Source organism: Shewanella marisflavi, from assembly GCF_002215585.1.
Classification (GTDB): Bacteria; Pseudomonadota; Gammaproteobacteria; order Enterobacterales; family Shewanellaceae; genus Shewanella; species Shewanella marisflavi.
In genome coordinates this window covers 2,299,456-2,319,197 of sequence record NZ_CP022272.1, presented here as the reverse complement: position 1 = coordinate 2,319,197, position 19,742 = coordinate 2,299,456, and the positions used below count along the sequence as shown (strand labels likewise).

The following is a 19,742-nucleotide window of genomic DNA, read 5'->3' as shown; positions in this document are numbered from 1 at the left end:
GTGTTTATTTATCCAGACTGGCTATGCTTGCCGCCATTGAACAGTGACAGATTGATGGAGTGTAAAAAGTGCAAGCCTTTATTCAGGGGATTGGCGTTGGCGGCAGCTTAATTATCGCCGTGGGGGCACAAAATGCCTTTGTGTTGAAACAAGGTTTAAAGCAGTCGCATTCGCTGCCTATTGCAGCCCTGTGTTCTTTTATTGATGCGGTGATGATCACCGCCGGGGTTGCGGGTCTTGGCCACCTTATCCTGGCATTTCCGTTAATTAAGGATATCGCTAGCATTGGCGGCGCCATTTTCTTACTGGCTTATGGAGCCCGGGCTTTACGATCTTCGTTTCATGCCCAGGGACTGGATACGGAGGCAACGCAAGGAGCGGATACTCTGAGGGCGGCGATTTTAACGACGCTTGGTATAAGCTTGCTTAATCCTCATCTCTATTTAGATACCGTGGTGCTGCTGGGCAGTATCAGTACTCAGTTTGAGCAAGAGGATAGGCAACTGTTTGGAGCCGGTGCGGTGCTGGCGTCATTTGTGTGGTTTTTCGGTCTGAGCCTGGGGGCGAGATATTTAAGTCCGCTATTTAAACAACCTAAGGCATGGTGTTACCTGGATCGTTTTATCTGTCTCACCATGTGGGGCATAGCGGCGGCGTTATTATGGCCATACATCAAATAATTTAATCTAAAAAAAGCCGGCATTGCCGGCTTTTTTGATTTTCGTAAGTCAATGTTTAACTGTTTTGTTGAATATAGTTCAACACTACTTCATGGTGATCTTTGGTCTTAAACTTATCAAATACATGGGCCACCTTGCCATCTTGTCCGATGAGGAAACTAAGACGGTGAATTCCATCGTAGATTTTACCCATAAACTTCTTTTCTCCCCAAACGCCAAAGGCGTCGGCGACAGCGTGATCCTCATCGCTGAGCAGGCTAAAGTTAAGTTCATGCTTGTCAGCGAAACGGCCAAGTTTAGCAACAGGATCTGGGCTAATCCCAAATACGGTTACCTTAAGGTTGTCTAGCTCAGGCTTGGTATCTCGCAGGCCACAGGCCTGAACGGTGCAGCCAGGGGTGAGTGCCTTGGGGTAAAAATAGACAAGCACAGGGCCCTGTTTAAGGGCATCTGCCAAACTGATGGCCTGATCATTTTGATTGTGCAAGGTAAAGTTTGGCGCGACATCGCCTTTCATTAAGGTCTTCATAGATCATCCTTAGGTTGTGTTTCGATACCCTGCATACGTTCGATATGGCAGCTTAGGTTCATCTCTTCGGCGAGAGAGGCGATATTTTGTTCGAGTTTTTCGATATCGACCTTTTCTGGCACATTGATAGTGAGGAACACATTCTGCACAGGCTCGCCATCTGGCGTTTCTTCGGCGTGGGAGCGAACGGCGGCAAGATCCAGCGAGCGATCCGCCAGGAACTGGGTGATTCGATTCATGGTGCCGCGTTGGTCTTTACCGTTGAAGGTGACTTCGAGACGAGAGATATAGTTAGGCGGCGTGTGTTGTGAACAACGCTTCATAACAGTCAGCAGGCCGAGTTCTACACTCAGGGCTGGCAAGCTGGCTTCCATCTTAGTGATCGATGCCCAGGCGCCCGAAATCATCATGATCAGTGTAAACTCGCCACCAAAGAGAGCCATTCGGCTATCGACAATATCGCAGTCACATTCGCTTGCGAGTCTGGCAAATTTACTGACGATACCAGGACGATCTGAACCCAGTGCGGTAACGACCAGATGATTGGACATGAAACTCCCCCGTTGATTGGTAACTCGTTGTACAAATAAACGTCGATTGAATAATTCGTCGTTTTTAAGGAGGGTTATGCTAACACATGTTATCAGTTTTGAGATCCCTGTCGTGATAAAGAGTCAAACAATTGACCTACAACGTCTGCTGTTATCATTCTCAATGATCTTGGGATACTTATGCTTGTTTTTACCTGTTAGCATCAGTACCATAGCCAGTCCTGAATCCTTGGGGAAATCACATGATAAACGGAAGCATCGTAGCCTTAATCACTCCCATGAATAGTGATGGCTCTGTCGATTACGCCAGTCTCGAGAAGCTGGTTGAATACCATATTGAGCAAGGTACTGACGCCATTGTTGCCGTTGGTACGACTGGCGAGTCTGCCACTTTACCTATTTCAGAACATATAGAGGTGGTTGCCCACACGGTTAAATTTGCCGCAGGAAGGGTACCCGTTATCGGCGGTAACGGTGCCAATGCGACCGCAGAAGCGATCGAACTGACCAAGGCCCAATCCAACCTTGGGGTTGCGGCCATGTTAGGTGTAACGCCTTACTACAACAAACCCACGCCTAAGGGGCTTATCGCTCATTATCGTGCGGTAGCGGCGTCTACTGATATTCCGCAAATTCTTTACAATGTGCCCGGACGTACGGCAGTCGATATGCTGCCAGAAACCGTAGCTCAGTTGGTTGAAGTGCCCAATATCATTGGTGTTAAGGAAGCCACCGGCGATCTGAGTCGTGTCGCTAAGTTGCGTCAGCTGTGTGGTGACGACTTTATGCTTTACAGCGGTGATGATGCTACGGCGCGGGAATTTCTAACCTTAGGTGGTAATGGGGTTATTTCAGTGGCTAACAACATAGTGCCTAAGCAGTTTAAGTTAATGTGTGATGCTGCGCTAAAAGGTGATGTTGACGCTGCTCTGCAGGCAGAGGCACCGATGAAAGATCTGTTCAAAGCACTGTTTTGCGAAGCCAATCCCATTCCGGTTAAATGGGCCGCTCATCGTATGGGGTTGATTAGCCAAGGACATATTCGCTTGCCGTTAACGGAACTTTCTGATGAATATCATGGTCTGTTGCTAGAAGCGATGAAAAATGCCCGAATAGAGGTTCAATAATTAAATGCTAAAGCAAGTAACCCCAATCTTACTGGTCGCCGCCGTAACGGCTTGCAGTACACCTATCGACAGACGCCAGGCCAATGGCGATGACGACTATGCTAACGTGACTGTACAGCCTAAGCTGGTGATCCCGGCGGGATTGAATGAGCCTAAGTACAATACCGAATACGAGATCCCACAGGTCGGTCGCAAGGCTGATAAAAACCTGGTGGGTAAGAAGCTCGATATTCGTCCGCCGCTGCAAGTATTGCCTATGGCAGAAGGTACCCATGTAGAAGAATCCAGTGACAGCATTAAGATCGTGGTCGAATCTATCGACAATGATATCGATCTGCGCACTGAAATTTTTGGTATCTTGGATGAATATTTTAATCAGCATAATATCAAGCTGGTAAAAGAAGACAGAGAAAGTGGCATCATCGAGACTGATTGGATAGAAAATCAAGAAGTTATTGAGACCTCTATGTGGGGCGCCGATGAGGTTTACTCTGTGCGTCAACGCTATCGATTCAGTGTAAATGTGCGTCCTCATGGCCGTAACGGTAATCTTGCTATCGAATTAATTGATCACGAAGAGAGCTTCGATGGTAAGGCGCAGGATATCTTGCTAACTGGTGAAGATAAGCGTCGTTACACCGTTGATATGCTTAACAGCACCATCGCCTACATGAGCATTAAGCGTGCTAAGGCGATTAAGGCGAAACGCTTACGTGATAGCCTGGGCATAGATGTTGAGATGGTGAAGGCGTCAGAAACGAGCGATGCTGAGACAGCCGAGATAAGTTACTGGTTAGCCGATGCTAGTTTCAGCCGTACTTGGGAGCGTTTACGCCTGGTACTGCCAGAGATGGGCTTTGAAATTGTCGACATGGACAATAACAAGGGGCTTTACTATATCAATGTCAATGATGATTCAGGTTTCTGGAGCTCACTGTGGAGCGAGAAGAAGCTGCCGATAGAAGAGGGTTCTTATCGCTTGCAAATTGAGCAAGATAAAGTAGATGTGAGTAAGACACGCATCTATCTAAAAGATAAAGAAGATGAGCCTGTATCTAACGAGGTGGTCGAGGCTGTTTATAGCGGTTTAGCAGAGCTGATGAACGAAGATCGCAAAGTCAGATAATCGATTGCAGATAAAAACTAGAAAAGAGGCCTTAGGCCTCTTTTTTTTGGGCCTGAAAAGGCTGTTAGCCCAAGGAAGCCAAGATTGCGGAAAACCTGATCCGTTAAGACAGAAACACAGTGAGTCGTTAGACGAAACAACTACCTCTTTGGTAGTGGCCAAAATGGCGGGTCAGCCATCTATGCCATATAGTTATTGAGATTGTCATTCATTAGTCTGATACCACAATAGCGCCGGAGTAGGCATGGGATCTAAGGTTCAACTGCAGGATGTCGAAGCTAAGTATTTAAAGGTGATTAGTGAATTTGCCATCGACATGCTTTCACTGAGTGGCGTGGAAGAGATCCTATGGCATTTGGCACAAAACGTGGTGTCACAACTTGGGTTCGATGATGTGGTGGTCTATCTATTGGATCAAGAGCGTGGATTGCTGGTGCAAAAGGCCACCTTCGGTGCGAAAAACCCCACAGCTCACGAGATCCTCGCGCCCATAGAGCTCAAAATCGGCGAGGGCGTTGTCGGCACTGTGGCCAAGACAAAGCAGCCTCTGATCGTCGCCGACACTCGCCAATTCCCTAATTATATTGTCGATGATGCCCCAAGGTTATCTGAGTTAGCCGTGCCAATGCTGGTAGACGGTGAGGTAATAGGAGTAATAGACACTGAGCATCCCAAGAAGAATTTCTACACGGCACAGCATGAGCATATTTTATTTGCACTGGCGACTATCACGGCGCTGAAGATCCATCGAGCGAATAATCTGGTTAGCTTGCAAAAGCGGATAGAGGCGCTGGAGTACACCAGTAAGATCCAGGACACCCTGTTTGCGATCGCCGAGATCATCTTTGAGACTGATTCGATCAAACACTTCTATAGCAAGCTACATCAATGTATCTCTCGGCTTATTTTGGCGGACAATTTCTATGTCGCGCTAATGAGCGATGATGGTCACTTCTTACATTTCCCCTATCATGTGGATGAATATGATGAGGTGCCTCAAGATGCCCAGTTCGCCATGTCGCCGGGGGAACTCGGCATCACAGGGTATGTGCTGCTGAAAAATAAGCCCTTGTTGGCAGATGAAAACAGGCTTAAGCAGATGGTGAGTGATGGGGATATAGTGATCAACGGCGCGCTCCCCCTTGCCTGGCTGGGGGTTCCTTTTGACAGTGACTCCTGTCGCGGCATTGTTGTGGTGCAGAGTTATCATGGTGATTACCGTTATCGTGAAGAGGATCTGCAGTTACTGGTTTTTGTCGCTAAACATATCTGTAATGCCATCGCCAGAATGCAGCTGAAGTCCCGTCTAACCGAATTAGCCCTGCAGGACAGTTTAACCAAGTTGCCTAATCGCAGTTTATTCATTGATCGTTTAGGTCAGGCGTTACGTACTATCACTCAGCCAGAAGAAAATGCGCCTCTTGGCTTCGGCCTGGTGTTCTTCGATATCGATCATTTTAAAGCGGTAAATGATGCTTACGGCCATCAAATTGGTGATGAGTTGCTTAAGTTGGTTGCCAATCGCGTCAGAGGGGCATTGCAAGCCCATGATACCCTCAGCCGCCTTGGGGGAGACCAGTTTGCATTGCTGCTCGAAGGCATTAGCTCTCCCTCTGAATGCTATGACAGGGTTGAGGCGCTGCGCCAGCAGATGATGGAGGTGCATGATTTGGGGGGGATCTCTATTTCTCTCTCGTTTAGTTTGGGGATGGTGACCTGTTTTTCTCCGCACCAGAGTGAATCGTCGCTGATGCGCCAGGCCGACCAGGCGCTGCTAAGTGCTAAGTTGCAGGGGCGGGCGCAAATGTGTCAGTTTGACACGGAGCAGGAGAGTTGTGATGAGGAGCAATTGGCAAAAGCCTTCATGGAGGCAATTGCAAACGGTGAACTTTATTTGGAGTTTCAGCCCCTGTATCGCTTTAAGGATGGAAAACTGTTTGGCGCCGAGGCGCTGCTGCGTTGGCGACATCCTACACTTGGAATTATCTCGGCAAAGCGATTATTGCCTCAACTGAGGCACCAGGAAGGGTTAGATTCGTTAGATAACTATGTGGCGAAACAATTACTGGCGCTGCTGCAAGATCACCATGACGCTTTTCCGCAGGGTTTTAGGATCAGTCAGAATATTGCCTGTGATGGGCGCTATTTGCTCGACAGTTTAGAAGGGCAAGGCGAGCTGGGGGTTAAGCTTGCAAGCTTGTTAGCAATAGAAGTGGCTGAACCGAGTCTAGCCACCGAGATGGGGGAAGTGTCGGCGCTGATAGCCAGAGCGAGACGCCTTGGCATTCAAGTTAGTTTGGATGATGTTGGCGCAAGCCATGCAAGCCTTCATTATCTGCAGCGTTTCCGCTTCGATCGCCTAAAGATTGCGCGCAGCCTGATTAGTCCCATGGTGATGGCTTATGACAACAAGGTGATATTTGAAACCATTATTAACCTGGCCAATACACTCAATATTGAAACCGTAGCGCAAGGAATTGAAACACAAGAGCAGTATCAAACGATGCAGAGCTTAGGTTGCGACTATGGTCAGGGACAGTTTATGAATCCCTCTATGAGCGCAGAAAACCTATTGCTTATGCTGAAAGAGTCACCCTTTTATAGATGATATGTGCGAGTGTGACGAGGAATAGGGAATCCTCTCTGGTGTTGGAAAATCGCCCTGAGTGTAAACCAAGCGTTAAGTTTGTAAGCAAAAGTAAAACGCCTTGAAGCACTTAGATTACTAGGTAAACTACCGTTAACATAATGTGTATTCATTCGGAAGATTGATGAAAAAAACGATAATAATCTCAATACTTTTAGCGGCAGGCGCCGCCACCTACTATTTCAATCAACAGACGGAATCTACAACTAAACCACGTGCCAGGCCGACGCCAAATGTCGTGGTTGCTAAGGCTGAGATGCAGCCTATTCGCGACGAAGTCGAAGCCCTGGGTACGGGCAAGGCGAATGAGTCTATCACTGTGACGCCTAAGGTGACTGACATGGTCACCGAGTTAAATTTTGAAGACGGTCAACTGGTGGAAAAGGGCCAATTGCTGGTGCGTTTGCAAGATAGAGAGCAGATCGCCAGAGTGACAGTCGCCAAAGTTAAGATGAAAGATCATGAGCGCGAACTGGCTCGTATTAGTTCTTTGGTGACCAGCCAGACCGTTGCCGCCCTGGAGCGTGACAGGCTGCAAACCCTTATCGACACCGCTAAGGCAGAGCTGGAGCAGGCGGAGTCATCCCTTAAGGACAGACGGATCCGAGCGCCATTTTCGGGACGCTTGGGTCTACGGCAAGTGAGCCAGGGAAGCCTAGTGACACCTGGTACTGTGATCACCACCCTGGATGATATCTCCACCATCAAGCTCGACTTCTCGGTGCCTGAGCGTTTCTTACAGTCCTTGGCCATAGGCAAATCGGTTGAAGCCAGCGCTGTGGCTTTTGAGGGTGAACTCTTTACCGGCAAGGTTGTGTCGGTCGACAGCCGCGTTAATCCCATCACCCGCGCGGTGATGGTACGCGCTGAGATCGCTAACAAGGATCTACGTCTATTGCCGGGTATGTTGATGAAGGTGAAGCTTATTAAGCAGAGCCGAGATGCGCTCATTATTCCTGAAGCGGCGATTATTCCGATACAGAAAAATCATTTCGTCTACTTGGTTAATGACGAGAATGTGGTCGAGCGTCGTCAGGTACAAATCGGCTTGCGTAAACGCGGTTGGGTCGAGATTGTCGGCGGCGTAAACGTGGGTGAGCAGGTGATGGTGCGCGGTATTCTTAAAGTGCGTCCAGGCGATACCGTTAAGGTGCAGTTCAGCGAAAATTTTAGTTTTAGTCAACAAGCTAAGGTGGAGCCCCTAGTATGATCTTGACGGATTTGTCGGTAAAACGACCGGTTTTTGCGTCCGTCATCAGCATGTTATTGATCGCTTTTGGTCTGGTTTCTTTTGATAAACTGCCCTTAAGGGAATATCCCAATATCGATCCGCCGATAGTGTCGGTGCAAACAAACTACCGCGGCGCCAGTGCGGCCGTGGTAGAGAGTCGTATTACTCAATTGGTAGAGGACAGGATCAGTGGTGTTGAGGGGATCCGTAACATCAACTCTTCGAGTAGCGATGGTCGCTCCTCTGTAACCTTAGAGTTCGATGTGGGCCGCGATATTGAAGCGGCGGCTAACGATGTGCGAGACAGGATCTCAGGGCTACTCAACAACCTGCCAGAAGAGGCCGATCCACCAGAGGTGCAAAAGGCTAATGGTGGTGATGAGGTGATCATGTGGCTCAACCTGGTCTCAGATCAGATGAGTACCTTGCAGCTCACCGATTATGCCCGCCGTTATTTAGTCGACAGATTCTCGGTGATCGACGGCGTGGCAAACATCCGTATCGGCGGCGGCAAGGTTTACGCCATGCGGATCTGGATAGACCGTCAAGCCTTGGCAGCTCGTAACCTGACAGTGTCGGATATTGAATCTGTACTGAGATCAGAAAACGTCGAGCTGCCGGCCGGTTCGGTAGAGTCGAAAGACCGTCATTTCACCGTGCGTTTGGAGCGCACCTTTAAGACGGAAGAAGACTTTAGCAATCTGGTACTGGCTGAAGGGGAAGATGGCTATCTTATCAAGCTTGGCGATGTGGCCAGGGTAGAGATTGGCTCAGAAGAGGAACGTATCACCTTCCGTGGTAACCGTGAGGCCATGATTGGTCTGGGGATCTCCAAGCAATCTACCTCTAATACCTTGGAAGTGGCCCGCGCCGCTAATGCACTGGTCGATAAGATCAACCCCACATTACCTGCTGGGATGGAGATCAAACGCTCTTACGACAGCTCTGTGTTTATCGAGGCCTCTATCAAGGAGGTGTATCAGACACTGTTTATCGCCATGTTCCTGGTGATAATCGTGATCTATCTGTTCCTTGGCAGTGTGCGCGCTATGTTGATCCCGGCGTTAACTGTGCCTGTGTCCTTAATGGCCACCTTTATCGTCCTCTATGCCTTGGGTTATACCATTAACCTGTTGACTCTGCTGGCGATGATCTTAGCCATCGGTATGGTGGTGGATGATGCCATCGTAGTGCTGGAGAACATTCACAGACGTATCGAAGAGGGCGACTCACCCCTCAAGGCCGCGTACTTGGGGTCCCGCGAAGTGGCGTTTGCCGTAGTGGCAACGACGCTAGTCCTCGTGGCCGTATTTATGCCGATCACTTTCCTTGAAGGGGATCTGGGCAAGCTCTTTAAAGAGTTTGCGGTAGCGATGAGCGCCGCGGTGATCTTCTCAAGCTTAGTGGCGCTGACCCTAAGCCCAATGATGTGTTCTAAGTTGCTTAAACCGGCTGGGCAAGACCCTTGGTTGGTGCGCAAAATCGATGCAGGGATGGACTGGCTGTCAAATGGTTATCAGGCGACCTTAAAGCGCGCCCTGACCCATCCCTTTATCGTCAGTTCTCTGGTGGTTATTGCGTTAGGTCTCAGTGGCTACCTGATGACTAAGGTACCTCAGGAGTTTGCACCGAGGGAAGATAGGGGCTCTATGTTCCTGATCGTTAACGGTCCGCAGGGGGCGAGTTTTGAATATATCACGCCTTATATGGATGAGATTGAAGCACGCCTGATGCCGCTGGTAGAGAGTGGTGAGATTAAGCGACTGCTGATTCGTGCACCACGTGGTTTTGGTCGCAGCGCCAACTTCTCTAATGGTATGGCCATTATCGTGCTCGAAGACTGGGCAACACGTCGCAGTGCTTTTGAGATCATAGGCGATATACGCGGTCGCCTGTCTGATCTGGCTGGGGTGAGAGCATTCCCTGTCATGCGCCAGGCCTTCGGCCGAGGTGTGGGAAAACCTGTGCAGTTCGTTCTGGGCGGCCCAAGCTATGAAGAGATCGCCAAATGGCGTGACATCTTGCTGGAGAAAGCTAAGGAAAACCCTAACCTTGTCGGTTTAGATCATGACTATCAAGAAACCAAGCCACAGCTCAGGGTGGTGATCGATAAGGATAGAGCGGCGGATCTTGGGGTTTCTATCTCTCACATCGGCCGAACCTTGGAGTCTATGCTGGGTTCGCGTCTGGTGACGACCTTTATGCGCGATGGTGAAGAGTATGACGTGATCATCGAGGGTAACCGGGATAATCAAAATACCGCCAGCGATCTGAGTAACATCTATGTTCGCTCTGACCGTAGTCGCGAGTTGATCCCGCTGGCTAACCTTGTCTCTGTTGAGGAGTTTGCCGACGCCAGCCAGCTGAATCGCTACAACCGTATGCGGGCGATCACCATAGAAGCCAACTTAGCCGATGGCTATAGTTTGGGCGAGGCTCTTAACTACCTCAACGATCTGGCTTACACCTATCTGCCAGCCGAAGCGGTGATCAGCTATAAGGGTCAGTCGCTCGATTATCAGGAATCGGGTAGCTCCATGTATTTCGTTTTCCTGTTAGCCTTGGGGATTGTCTTCTTGGTATTGGCGGCGCAATTTGAGAGCTACATTCACCCTATGGTGATCATGCTGACCGTGCCGTTGGCGACGCTGGGGGCACTGATTGGCCTTTGGTTAACAGGGCAGAGCCTGAATATCTATAGCCAGATAGGGATTATCATGTTGGTGGGCCTTGCAGCTAAAAATGGCATCTTGATTGTCGAATTTGCTAACCAATTAAGGGATAAAGGACTCGAGTTCGACAAGGCGATCATTCAGGCGGCCAGCCAGCGTCTGCGTCCTATCCTGATGACGGGGATCACGACGGCTGCGGGGGCCATACCTTTGGTTATGGCTCAGGGCGCCGGTGCAGAAACTCGTTTTGTGATCGGGGTCGTGGTGCTGTCGGGTATCATACTGGCGACCTTTTTTACGCTCTTGGTGATCCCTGTCGCTTATGGCTTAATCGCCCGAAATACAGGTTCCCCAGAGGCGGTAAGTCAGCGCCTCGAAGAGGAGTTAAAACAGGATATGCGCAACTAGTTCTTAAAGGCCAATCGCAAGATTGGCCTTTTTATCGCTTTCGTCTAGGTGTTTGACTTTAATTTCACCAACACCTAAGCATCGATAGATGACGGCATCGTATAGATGTGGCAAAGCCACAGTCAACCAAAGGCTTATTAACAAGGTGAACAGGCTATAGTAGAGTAGAGTGGTACTTAGTTGCAGCAGGGAGATATGCAATGAGATTATCAATTGAGACTGAACAGCGACAGGCAAAATCAAGCCCGGCGACCCTACAGAAGAATGCCATTCGAGTCGATGGACGTTTGAGCCTAAATCGAGAAACCCTCGATTTTAAGTCTTTTAGTGCCGATGGCCTCTATGGTCCTTATCATTTACCCCTCAAAGAGATAGTTAAGGTGGAGACCTGTTGGGGTAAGGGCGCGGGGATCTTGCCTATTACGCCAGATGGGATCCAGGTGAGTCTGAGTAATGGCGACAAATACCAGTTTATTGTGGCGAACCCCGAAACTTGGGTCGAGAGTCTCACGAGCTAATATGGGTGATAACATCTGGCTAGATGGGTAACCATAAGCGCCAATGTTTGGCTTCACAATGATAAAAAAGGCTTACCTTGGTAAGCCTTTATCTTTTTTTGGAACGTCGATTATCGCTCAGCTTATTGGCTGCGCTTAATTATCCTAGCTATCTGTCGCGTTTATCCGTATCAGCGGCGTCATCCCGATGCTTAGGGTCTGTCTGCTTCCCATTCGGATGAGAAGCGTCCTCAGGTTTTTGCACGCTTTGCTGCTTAGCACTCTTGTCTTCTGGTTTAGGTTTACCAAATGGCGGCAACTTAAACTTATTACTGTATTTGAGCACCGCCAAGTTGCTGGCGATAACACCAAGTACCAAGATGATTATGAGCCAAACTTCGAGACTCGACATCGGCTATCTCCCAGACGTTAGTTAGTCGACTGCCAGGCGGGCTTCGCAGATGCGAATATCTTCTGGTGTATCCACCTCTGGAGAGTCGAAGGCGCTGATCGCGACCTTGATCTTATAACCGTGTTCTAAGGCGCGCAATTGCTCGAGCTTTTCGAGATCTTCCAGGCGACCTAGTGGTAATTTATTGAAGATGCGAACAAACTCACGAGTGTAAGCATAGACGCCAAGGTGCTTATACACAGGGTAATCCTGGGTATCGCGACCGAAAGGAATTCGTGCCCGTGAAAAATAAAGCGCGTTAAACTGGTTGTCGAACACCATCTTGACGTGTTTAGGGTCGTTAAGCTCGTGCTCTTCGGTGATCTCATAGCCTAAGGTTGCCATGGCGAATTCGCCAGGGTGGCGCTCAAACAGGGTAATGATCTGTTCGATGGAGATAGGATCGATCAGCGGTTGATCGCCCTGAAGGTTGATCACCAGATCATCATCGGCCAAACCCAGTTGCGTGATGGCATCCTCAATCCTGTCGGTGCCTGATGCGGCGTTCTCATCTGTCATCACCACCTTACCACCGAAGGCTTCGACCGCCTCTTTAATACGCAGATCGTCGGTTGCCACATAAATGGCAGTTAAGCCTTTTGCCAGTGCCGCACGTTCGTATACGTGCTGGATCATGGGTTTACCGTTAATCGGCGCCAGTGGCTTCCCGGGAAATCGGCTTGAACCATAGCGAGCTGGGATTAACAGAGTCACATTCATTTGGATATACCTACCATTTACAGTTTCGCACAGTGTATATATAGAGAAGGGGCTCATTGAGAGCCCCTTACTCCTTGAGCTTACAGATTAGATACGACGGAACAGTTTAGTCAACATCTCGTCGGTAACTTTCTCTTCCCAGCCTTCGCCGTACACATTGGCCCATAGTGGTCCCATGCTCTTCGTAACGGCAACCATCTTAGCGATAGTTTCATCTGGCAGATCTTTACAGATGTTCTTTGGCAGAGTGATGTTGTGCTTGTCCATCATCTGACGGAACTCGGCAACGCCCTCAGGGTAGAACTCTTCCAGCACATCGAAGGCTAGGCAGTTACCGATACCGTGATGGTAACCCAGTACATAACCCAGACCGTAAGAGACCGCATGGCAGGCACCGACTTGGCTATAAGCTATGCTCATGCCGCCCATGTAAGAGGCCATCATCAGCTTGTCATCTTTCTCTGGGTGATCGTCCAAGAAGACTTCACGGCATAGATCCATAGACTTTTCGGCGAAGGCCTTGGCAAACTCATTTAAGAAAGTACCTTGCAGTGACTCAACACAGTGGATGTAGCAGTCCATACCTGTGTAGAACCATTGGTCAGTTGGTACGCCGGCAATCAGCTCAGAGTCCATGATGATTTGGTCAAAGACAGTATAATCTGAGTTTAAACCTAGCTTACGAACCGGGCCACACAGTACCGCGGTGCGAGACGCCTCGGCGCCGGTACCCGAAACGGTTGGGATTCCGATGTGGTGTACTGCAGGGTTCTTGATCAGATCCCAGCCTTGGTACATAGCGCTTCCGCCTGGGTTGGTCAGCATCAAAGAAACGGCTTTAGCAAGGTCCATGGTCGAACCGCCACCTAAACCGACTACGCTAACAGGTAGCTTGCCAGCAAAGGCTTGTACTTGTTCGGTTAACGAGTCAACCTGCTCTGTGGTTGGCTCTTCGTCCACGTTGACGTAAATCACCAGATCATGGGGCTGGGCTGGAACGCGCTTGGCAAGCGGCTTATCTTGGTGAACATCATCAACCAGGAACACCACGAAATCGTCTGCTTGCTGACGTTCTTCACTCAGGACGGTATCTAGCTGAGCGAAAGAGCCACGACCAAAAATCATTTTTGGTACGCATTTGAAATTTTTAAAACTCATTACAACATTCTCCGTTGAGACTTCTACTGTAAAAAGTAACGTCGCGCGGCGTGTGGCCGACGCGACAGGTAAAATGAGTGACTTGAGACTTAGGCCGCAAAAGCACGCTTAATGTTTTCGATGCGCTGGGCGATCTCTTCTTCGCTCCAAGACAGCTTGATCAGCATCGAAATGGTACGGCTCATGATGGCGTCTGACTTAGGCACGGACACCTGAGTATAGTCAGGCTTGTCTTCGATTAATGTGATCGGCAGAGCGGCTGGTGACTTAAGCTCTTGAATGTGCTTCCAGTTTGACAGGTAGTGCCAATTGTTTACATACCAGTAGAAGCAGCCGTCAACACCATTTTCAGCCAGTTTTTTGCTGATCTCTTGGGTACGTTCTTCAGTTGGTAGCATAAAGCTTAGGAAGCCTGCTGAGTCGCCTTCAGGATCTGGGATCTCGCGGAAGCTGACTTCTGGCAGCTCTGCCATGGCATCTTTTAACAGTTTCTTGTTCTTACGCTGGATCTCGATAATGGTGTCGAGCTTACGCAGCTGGGCAAGACCCATAGCTGAGTTCATCTCAGAGATGCGGAAGTTAAGACCCATGATAGGGTGACCTTCGGCACCACGATCGTTACCAACATGGTCGTGGCCATGATCTGAGAACATGTGGGCATGGTCATAGATGGTGTCGTTGTTGGTAATTACCGCGCCGCCTTCACCACAGGTGATGGTCTTGACCGAGTCAAACGAGTAGCATCCTACATCACCGATAGTGCCAAGAGCCTGACCCTTGTAGCTACCGCCGATAGCCTGACAGGCATCTTCGAGCAGCACTAAGTTATGCTTTTCACAGATGGCCTTGATCTCATCCATCTTAGCCATAGAACCACACATATGAACCAGGTTGATTGCTTTAGTGCGAGGTGTGATGGCGGCTTCGATACCTTCAGGCGATAGACACAAGGTTTCATCGATCTCAGCGAACACAGGAATGGCGCCAGCCATGAAGACAGCTTCGACAGAGGCGACGAAGGTAAAAGGAGGCACGATCACTTCATCGCCAGCACCAATGCCTGCAGCGGCCATCGCCGTTTGCAACGCAGCGGTACCGCTAGAGAGCAAGTGGGCGTGTTTGACATTCATCTTCTCGCAGAGCAGTTGCTCCATCTCACGCGTCTTCCAGCGGTCATTACGCATGTGATCAAAGTTGTAACGGAAGGTAAAACCGTTTTCCATTACGTCAGCAACTTCCTGTTTCTCTTCAGGACCAAATAATTCAAAACCAGGCATGGAATAGTTCCTTAGCATTCGCTGCGCCCGCGGCGCGAAAAATAAATCAATGCGAATTATAAACGCGATGGGTGTAAAACTGCGATGTTTATTAAGGAATATTTACTGAATTTAGCGGCTTTTTTTTTGCTTTTGTTCGAGGGGAACTTAAGATAGCGCATGATTTAACCATCATGCGCCAAGCAGACGAGCTTTAGGAGCAAAAGCGGGTTAACGCTTACCTAAAGAATCGATATCTAGGGTGGCATCAAGATCTGTGAGTAGGCCGTTTTCGACACTGTAGATCCAGCCGTGTACTGATACATCCTGGCCTCGTTCCCAGGCATCTAGCACTATGGAGGTACTGGCGACATTGTGCACCTGCTCAACCACATTCAGTTCGCACAGGCGATCGAAGCGGGCTTTCTCATCCAGTTTGGCAAGTTCCTTTGCATGCAAGCGGTGGATATCACGAATGTGACCCAGCCAGTTGTCGATAAGCCCGAGTCTCTCATTACCCATCGAGGCCTTAATGCCACCGCAGCCATAGTGGCCCACCACCATGATATGTTTCACTTTGAGCACTTCCACCGCATACTGCAGCACTGACAGACAGTTAAGATCGGTATGAATCACCATATTGGCGATGTTGCGATGTACAAAAACCTCACCGGGCATAAGATCGATGATCTGGTTTGAAGGTACCCGACTGTCCGAACAGCCTATCCACAAATACTCGGGGTTTTGCTGCTGGGCGAGCTGTTGGAAGAAGTTAGGGTTCTCCTCCAGGATGCGGTTGGCCCAGCGGCGATTGTTGTCGAACAAAGGTTTAAGTAATTTCATTTAGTTAAAATCATGTCTATGAAGAAGATTTTGCAGGGACTCATTCTAGCACCAAAATTTTTCCCTGCTGGTCTACTCAGTATCGCTTGTCAGTCAGTGTTGTGAGTTAGCGCAAATGTTTTGCAAAAAAACTACTTAATTGCTGATTAATCCAGTCGCTCTGCTCTAAGGTCGAAATATGGCCGGCATCAGGAATATGCAAAAACTCACTGCCGTCGATGGCATCGTGCATCAAATAGGATTCCAGCACAGGTCTGGGTTTATCCTGAGTCCCTGTCATAATCAGTACGGGCAGGGTGAGTTGCTCGGCTTCTTCCATGATATCCCGGCGACCAAAGATAATGCGACCCAGGCGCGCTATGCTGTCGAGTCGCTCCGGTGGCAGGCTTGCCAGTGAGGCCTTAAAGCCGTCGATAAGTGCGGGTTGTTTGGCCTCAACATCGTCGGCGAAAAATAGCGGTGCTACCTGTTCGATGAGCGGCGTGGGTAGGTGTTTTGCGGCCACCATGGTATCTAAAATGCCATAGTATTTCGCTCGGCTAACCTCAGGCTCAAAACCGAGGAAACAGCCCATCATCACCAGTGTCTTTACGCGACGCGGCGCCATCAGGGTCAGCTCTGCGCCCCACATACCGCCAACCGACAACCCCAAGATTGAAAACTCATCAATGCTCAGATTGTCCATTAGCGCCAGATGATGCTCGGCAAGATGTTTAAGAGAACGGCAGTCGCTCGGCAGGGGATCCGACGCTCCATGGCCCCAAAGTTCAGGCACGATACAGCGGTAGTGCTGACTGAGATGGGCGATTTGCGGCGCCCACATGGCGCTGTCCCACAAATAGCTGTGGCCAAGCAGGAGTACCGGCCCTTGGCCGATATCCAGATAACTCATCTGCTGGCCTTTTAGGGTAAAACTGTGTCGGTAAGTTTCTAAATTCATTGATGATCACTCGTCAGTGTGCTTGCATTGAGCCCATGAGGAGAGGGGGCTACATAATACACGTATTGGGCTACCAGCTCGTCAAGGCGAGCGAGAATAGCTGTTTTAAGAAGAATAGGTGCCTTTTGCAGTTGTGCCTCAAGCTTTTTTTTGTCGAAGGCTTTGAGGTATTGATCCGCAAGTGGAAAATAGCTCAGGTGCCAAGGCTCTGGGCTAACGCCACTCAGGCCTGCTTGATAGGGCAAATAGAAACCAAAGTCTGCTGCGTACTGCTTAAGCCAGAGATTCAGTTTGTGGCAAGGGCCTTGGGGGTCATATTCGCTGGCGATGAGCTGTAGCTTCTCACGGGTAATGGTATTGGCGTCGAATAGATCCAGATCTGTTCCCCAGTGATGGCGTGACATGCCAGGCAGCGCCGACCAGCAGAGAATGGCGTCAACAAGTTGAGCCTCGCTCAGGGCGTCGATGGCAATGGGCTGGGACTGGTGATTGAGTACCGGGCGCTGGCCACTGGCTTTAGCGTTCCAGATCCCAAGTTGACGCTCAAAGTCGCGGTAGCTAGAGCAGATGGCGATGGCGATATTGTCTTTGGCGGCCGCGGCCTGCATCTTAGCAAACTGTTCGGCGCACTCCGGGGCGAGTCTATGCCCCTGATAATCGTTCAGGGGCAATTCACCTTCGCCATAAAGCTTGTCACTTAACAAAGCAGTTTTTCCAAGATGCGTTCATAAACGAGGGCAAGTTGTTCGATATCATCAACCTTAACGCACTCATTGACCTTGTGGATGGTGGCATTGACTGGGCCTAACTCAATAACCTGGGCGCCTGTGGGGGCAATAAAGCGTCCATCTGAGGTGCCGCCTGAGGTTTGAGGGTCTGTGTCAGTGCCGGTGATCTCCTTAATCGCATCGCGAGTGGCATCGAGCAGCGGGCCTGCATCGGTGAGAAAAGGCAGGCCGTTGAAAATCCAGCTGATCTCATAGTCCAGTCCGTGGGCATCGAGGATATTCAGCACACGTTGAATTAAGATCTCGGCGGTAACCTCTGTGGAATAACGGAAGTTAAACATCACCTCTAGGTTGCCCGGGATCACGTTAGAGGCTCCGGTACCACCATTGATATTGGCTATCTGAAAACTGGTGGGTGGGAAAAACTCATTACCGTTGTCCCACTTCATTTTTGCCAGTTCATCAAGGGCTGGCGCCGCCTTATGGATAGGGTTGTCGGCCAGGTGTGGATAGGCAACATGTCCCTGTATGCCTTTGACCGTCAGGTTGCCTGTCAGGCTGCCGCGGCGACCATTTTTAACGATATCCCCCAGCTTATGGGTGGAGGAGGGCTCACCGACCAGCGACCAGGTGATCTTTTCATTGCGCGCTTCTAAGGTGTCTATCACTCGGGTCGTACCATTGATGAAAGGACCTTCCTCATCGCTGGTGATCAGAAAGGCGATAGAGCCCTTGTGATCAGGATGTTTATCGACAAATCGCTCTGTGGCCACCACCATGGCTGCAAGAGAGCCTTTCATATCGGCGGCGCCACGCCCATGAAGGTAACCGTCGATCACAACGGGATCGAATGGTGGCGTATGCCAGCGATTAAGGTCGCCAACAGGCACTACATCTGTGTGACCGGCAAAGCAGAACACTGGGCCTTGATCGCCACGTCGTGCCCACATGTTGGTGGTGTCTTCAAACACCATAGATTCTATGTTGAACCCTTTTGCCTTAAGACGATCAGCCATTAAAGGCTGACACCCTTCATCGAGGGGCGTTACTGAGGCTCTGGCAATAAGGTCTTGTGCCAGTGTAAGGACATCCTGACTCATTAGCGGAAGATCTCCTCATATTGTGCCGGTTTAAAACCGACACTCACCTTGCCTTGATGTTCCAGCACAGGACGTTTGATGAGAGTAGGATAGGTGAGCATGAGATCGATTGCTTTGGTTTGGTCGATATCGACCTTTTCTGCGTCACTTAAATTGCGAAAACTGGTGCTGCGCTTATTAAACAGGTTTTCCCAGCCGACTTGCTCAGTCCATGACTCAATCTGCTGCTGAGTTAATCCATCGACACGAAAATCGTGGAAGGTCACGCTCTGTTGATTGGCTTCAAGCCATTTGAGTGCCTTTTTTACTGTGTCGCAATTTTTAATGCCGTATAGGGTCACAATCTGATTCTCCTTGTTTGGGCCGTTTCGCTGTACGCCAAAGGCCACCATCACTTTGCCGTCATTGTGGCACCGAGTCGTGCCTGTCTCAAGTGGCGGTTATGGGATGAGTGGTTATTTGAAAAAAAATCACTCAAGGGTATAAGTGATCCGGCGATAGCAAGGCTAAGCGCCGGTAACTGATGAAAGGTTTATAGCTGAACCGAAAAGATCACATCTTTACCGGCTTCGATGCTGCCGTGACGCTTATCTAGTCCCTGAATATCTTCCATGTTTGCCAGCACGACTGGGGTTAGCAGGCTTTCCACATGGGCCTTTAGGTACTCGAGATCAAACTCTAAGATGGGTTCACCGACTTTTACCTGCTGGCCTTCCTCGGCAAGGCGAGTAAAGCCATTACCTCTGAGTTCGACCGTACCAACACCAAAATGCACGAAAAGTTCTAGCCCTTGGGGCGACTCGATACTGAAGGCGTGGTTGGTCTCAAATATCTTGCCTATGGTGCCATCGATTGGGGCCACTATCTGCTTGCCCTTAGGTGCAATGGCAATACCGTCGCCGACAATTTTTTCGGCAAAAACCACATCCGGTACCTTTTCAATGGCCACGATTTCGCCTGAGACAGGGGCGAACACATCAATGCCACCTGTGACAGGCGGTTGACCAGAAATTAAACGTCTTATGCGGCTTAAAAATCCCATAGATTTGCCTCTGTGCTTCCACGCTGGTGAGTCATT

General features: G+C 49.6%; 19 protein-coding genes. 7 read left to right on the top strand and 12 right to left on the bottom strand.

Translation table 11 applies throughout. The features are described from left to right. Positions 1-68 precede the first annotated feature (68 nt). Complete coding sequence (locus tag CFF01_RS10135) at positions 69-680, top strand: LysE/ArgO family amino acid transporter (protein WP_033538369.1); 612 nt, start codon at positions 69-71, stop codon at positions 678-680. Positions 681-735: 55 nt separating this feature from the next. Here CFF01_RS10135 and bcp read toward each other — a convergent pair whose 3' ends face one another. Both bcp and CFF01_RS10125 read right to left on the bottom strand, forming a co-directional pair. Then, on the bottom strand, positions 736-1,209 hold the full coding sequence (gene bcp / locus CFF01_RS10130) for a thioredoxin-dependent thiol peroxidase (protein WP_088904716.1): 474 nt from the start codon (positions 1,207-1,209) through the stop codon (positions 736-738). Continuing rightward, the gene (locus CFF01_RS10125) at positions 1,206-1,760 is read right to left on the bottom strand and encodes a glycine cleavage system protein R (RefSeq protein WP_033538371.1); all 555 of its coding nucleotides are present in this window, start codon (positions 1,758-1,760) and stop codon (positions 1,206-1,208) included. Before CFF01_RS10125 ends, bcp begins: the two co-directional genes overlap by 4 nt. Before the next feature lie 242 nt (positions 1,761-2,002). Here CFF01_RS10125 and dapA point away from each other — a divergent pair, with 242 nt between their 5' ends. From dapA to CFF01_RS10090, 6 genes are all read left to right on the top strand, one after another. Beyond that, positions 2,003-2,887: a 4-hydroxy-tetrahydrodipicolinate synthase gene (gene dapA, locus CFF01_RS10120; RefSeq protein ID WP_088904715.1), complete on the top strand. Its 885-nt coding sequence runs from the start codon at positions 2,003-2,005 to the stop codon at positions 2,885-2,887. A 4-nt stretch (positions 2,888-2,891) separates the two neighbouring features. Next, positions 2,892-4,013 (top strand): outer membrane protein assembly factor BamC, encoded by a 1,122-nt coding sequence (gene bamC / locus CFF01_RS10115; RefSeq protein WP_033538373.1) that lies wholly within the window; start codon positions 2,892-2,894, stop codon positions 4,011-4,013. A 244-nt stretch (positions 4,014-4,257) separates the two neighbouring features. Beyond that, positions 4,258-6,621, top strand: a complete 2,364-nt coding sequence (locus CFF01_RS10110) for an EAL domain-containing protein (RefSeq protein WP_088904714.1) — start codon at positions 4,258-4,260, stop codon at positions 6,619-6,621. Between the two features lie 163 nt (positions 6,622-6,784). Further along, the gene (locus CFF01_RS10105) at positions 6,785-7,870 is read left to right on the top strand and encodes an efflux RND transporter periplasmic adaptor subunit (protein WP_033538375.1); all 1,086 of its coding nucleotides are present in this window, start codon (positions 6,785-6,787) and stop codon (positions 7,868-7,870) included. Continuing rightward, a complete protein-coding gene (locus tag CFF01_RS10100; RefSeq protein ID WP_088904713.1) occupies positions 7,867-10,971 on the top strand; it encodes an efflux RND transporter permease subunit in 3,105 nt (1,034 codons plus the stop codon). The genes CFF01_RS10105 and CFF01_RS10100 overlap by 4 nt, the downstream gene beginning before the upstream one ends. Before the next feature lie 200 nt (positions 10,972-11,171). Beyond that, positions 11,172-11,489: a hypothetical protein gene (locus CFF01_RS10090; protein ID WP_088904711.1), complete on the top strand. Its 318-nt coding sequence runs from the start codon at positions 11,172-11,174 to the stop codon at positions 11,487-11,489. 148 nt (positions 11,490-11,637) lie between these two features. On the opposite strand, the gene CFF01_RS10085 is transcribed toward CFF01_RS10090, so the two are convergent. From CFF01_RS10085 to crr, 10 genes are all read right to left on the bottom strand, one after another. Next, positions 11,638-11,880 carry a DUF2897 family protein gene (locus tag CFF01_RS10085; protein ID WP_088904710.1) on the bottom strand — a complete coding sequence of 81 codons (243 nt, stop codon included), beginning with the start codon at positions 11,878-11,880 and terminating at the stop codon, positions 11,638-11,640. 21 nt (positions 11,881-11,901) lie between these two features. After that, positions 11,902-12,639, bottom strand: a complete 738-nt coding sequence (gene kdsB, locus CFF01_RS10080) for an 8-amino-3,8-dideoxy-manno-octulosonate cytidylyltransferase KdsB (protein WP_088904709.1) — start codon at positions 12,637-12,639, stop codon at positions 11,902-11,904. An 87-nt stretch (positions 12,640-12,726) separates the two neighbouring features. Further along, the gene (gene kdnB / locus CFF01_RS10075) at positions 12,727-13,797 is read right to left on the bottom strand and encodes a 3-deoxy-alpha-D-manno-octulosonate 8-oxidase KdnB (protein ID WP_033538379.1); all 1,071 of its coding nucleotides are present in this window, start codon (positions 13,795-13,797) and stop codon (positions 12,727-12,729) included. Between the two features lie 89 nt (positions 13,798-13,886). Next, positions 13,887-15,074, bottom strand: a complete 1,188-nt coding sequence (kdnA, locus tag CFF01_RS10070) for an 8-amino-3,8-dideoxy-alpha-D-manno-octulosonate transaminase KdnA (RefSeq protein WP_033538380.1) — start codon at positions 15,072-15,074, stop codon at positions 13,887-13,889. Between the two features lie 210 nt (positions 15,075-15,284). Next, positions 15,285-15,896 carry a carbonate dehydratase gene (gene can / locus CFF01_RS10065; RefSeq protein ID WP_088904708.1) on the bottom strand — a complete coding sequence of 204 codons (612 nt, stop codon included), beginning with the start codon at positions 15,894-15,896 and terminating at the stop codon, positions 15,285-15,287. Positions 15,897-16,002: 106 nt separating this feature from the next. After that, a complete protein-coding gene (locus CFF01_RS10060; protein ID WP_088904707.1) occupies positions 16,003-16,836 on the bottom strand; it encodes an alpha/beta fold hydrolase in 834 nt (277 codons plus the stop codon). Then, positions 16,833-17,540, bottom strand: a complete 708-nt coding sequence (locus CFF01_RS10055) for a M15 family metallopeptidase (RefSeq protein WP_088904706.1) — start codon at positions 17,538-17,540, stop codon at positions 16,833-16,835. The genes CFF01_RS10060 and CFF01_RS10055 overlap by 4 nt, the downstream gene beginning before the upstream one ends. After that, positions 17,534-18,664: a succinyl-diaminopimelate desuccinylase gene (gene dapE, locus CFF01_RS10050; protein WP_088904705.1), complete on the bottom strand. Its 1,131-nt coding sequence runs from the start codon at positions 18,662-18,664 to the stop codon at positions 17,534-17,536. Before dapE ends, CFF01_RS10055 begins: the two co-directional genes overlap by 7 nt. Beyond that, complete coding sequence (locus CFF01_RS10045) at positions 18,664-19,056, bottom strand: ArsC family reductase (protein WP_088904704.1); 393 nt, start codon at positions 19,054-19,056, stop codon at positions 18,664-18,666. The genes dapE and CFF01_RS10045 overlap by 1 nt, the downstream gene beginning before the upstream one ends. A gap of 140 nt (positions 19,057-19,196) precedes the next feature. Further along, positions 19,197-19,706: a PTS glucose transporter subunit IIA gene (crr, locus tag CFF01_RS10040; RefSeq protein WP_033538384.1), complete on the bottom strand. Its 510-nt coding sequence runs from the start codon at positions 19,704-19,706 to the stop codon at positions 19,197-19,199. Positions 19,707-19,742 lie beyond the last annotated feature (36 nt).

Coding starts and splice junctions, on each gene's coding strand:
- bcp (WP_088904716.1), bottom strand. CDS start 1,209: ATGAAGACCTTAATGAAAGGCGATGTCGCGCCAAACTTTACCTTGCAC.
- CFF01_RS10125 (WP_033538371.1), bottom strand. CDS start 1,760: ATGTCCAATCATCTGGTCGTTACCGCACTGGGTTCAGATCGTCCTGGT.
- dapA (WP_088904715.1), top strand. CDS start 2,003: ATGATAAACGGAAGCATCGTAGCCTTAATCACTCCCATGAATAGTGAT.
- bamC (WP_033538373.1), top strand. CDS start 2,892: ATGCTAAAGCAAGTAACCCCAATCTTACTGGTCGCCGCCGTAACGGCT.
- CFF01_RS10110 (WP_088904714.1), top strand. CDS start 4,258: ATGGGATCTAAGGTTCAACTGCAGGATGTCGAAGCTAAGTATTTAAAG.
- CFF01_RS10105 (WP_033538375.1), top strand. CDS start 6,785: ATGAAAAAAACGATAATAATCTCAATACTTTTAGCGGCAGGCGCCGCC.
- CFF01_RS10100 (WP_088904713.1), top strand. CDS start 7,867: ATGATCTTGACGGATTTGTCGGTAAAACGACCGGTTTTTGCGTCCGTC.
- CFF01_RS10090 (WP_088904711.1), top strand. CDS start 11,172: ATGAGATTATCAATTGAGACTGAACAGCGACAGGCAAAATCAAGCCCG.
- CFF01_RS10085 (WP_088904710.1), bottom strand. CDS start 11,880: ATGTCGAGTCTCGAAGTTTGGCTCATAATCATCTTGGTACTTGGTGTT.
- kdsB (WP_088904709.1), bottom strand. CDS start 12,639: ATGAATGTGACTCTGTTAATCCCAGCTCGCTATGGTTCAAGCCGATTT.
- kdnB (WP_033538379.1), bottom strand. CDS start 13,797: ATGAGTTTTAAAAATTTCAAATGCGTACCAAAAATGATTTTTGGTCGT.
- kdnA (WP_033538380.1), bottom strand. CDS start 15,074: ATGCCTGGTTTTGAATTATTTGGTCCTGAAGAGAAACAGGAAGTTGCT.
- can (WP_088904708.1), bottom strand. CDS start 15,896: ATGAAATTACTTAAACCTTTGTTCGACAACAATCGCCGCTGGGCCAAC.
- CFF01_RS10060 (WP_088904707.1), bottom strand. CDS start 16,836: ATGAATTTAGAAACTTACCGACACAGTTTTACCCTAAAAGGCCAGCAG.
- dapE (WP_088904705.1), bottom strand. CDS start 18,664: ATGAGTCAGGATGTCCTTACACTGGCACAAGACCTTATTGCCAGAGCC.
- CFF01_RS10045 (WP_088904704.1), bottom strand. CDS start 19,056: ATGGTGGCCTTTGGCGTACAGCGAAACGGCCCAAACAAGGAGAATCAG.
- crr (WP_033538384.1), bottom strand. CDS start 19,706: ATGGGATTTTTAAGCCGCATAAGACGTTTAATTTCTGGTCAACCGCCT.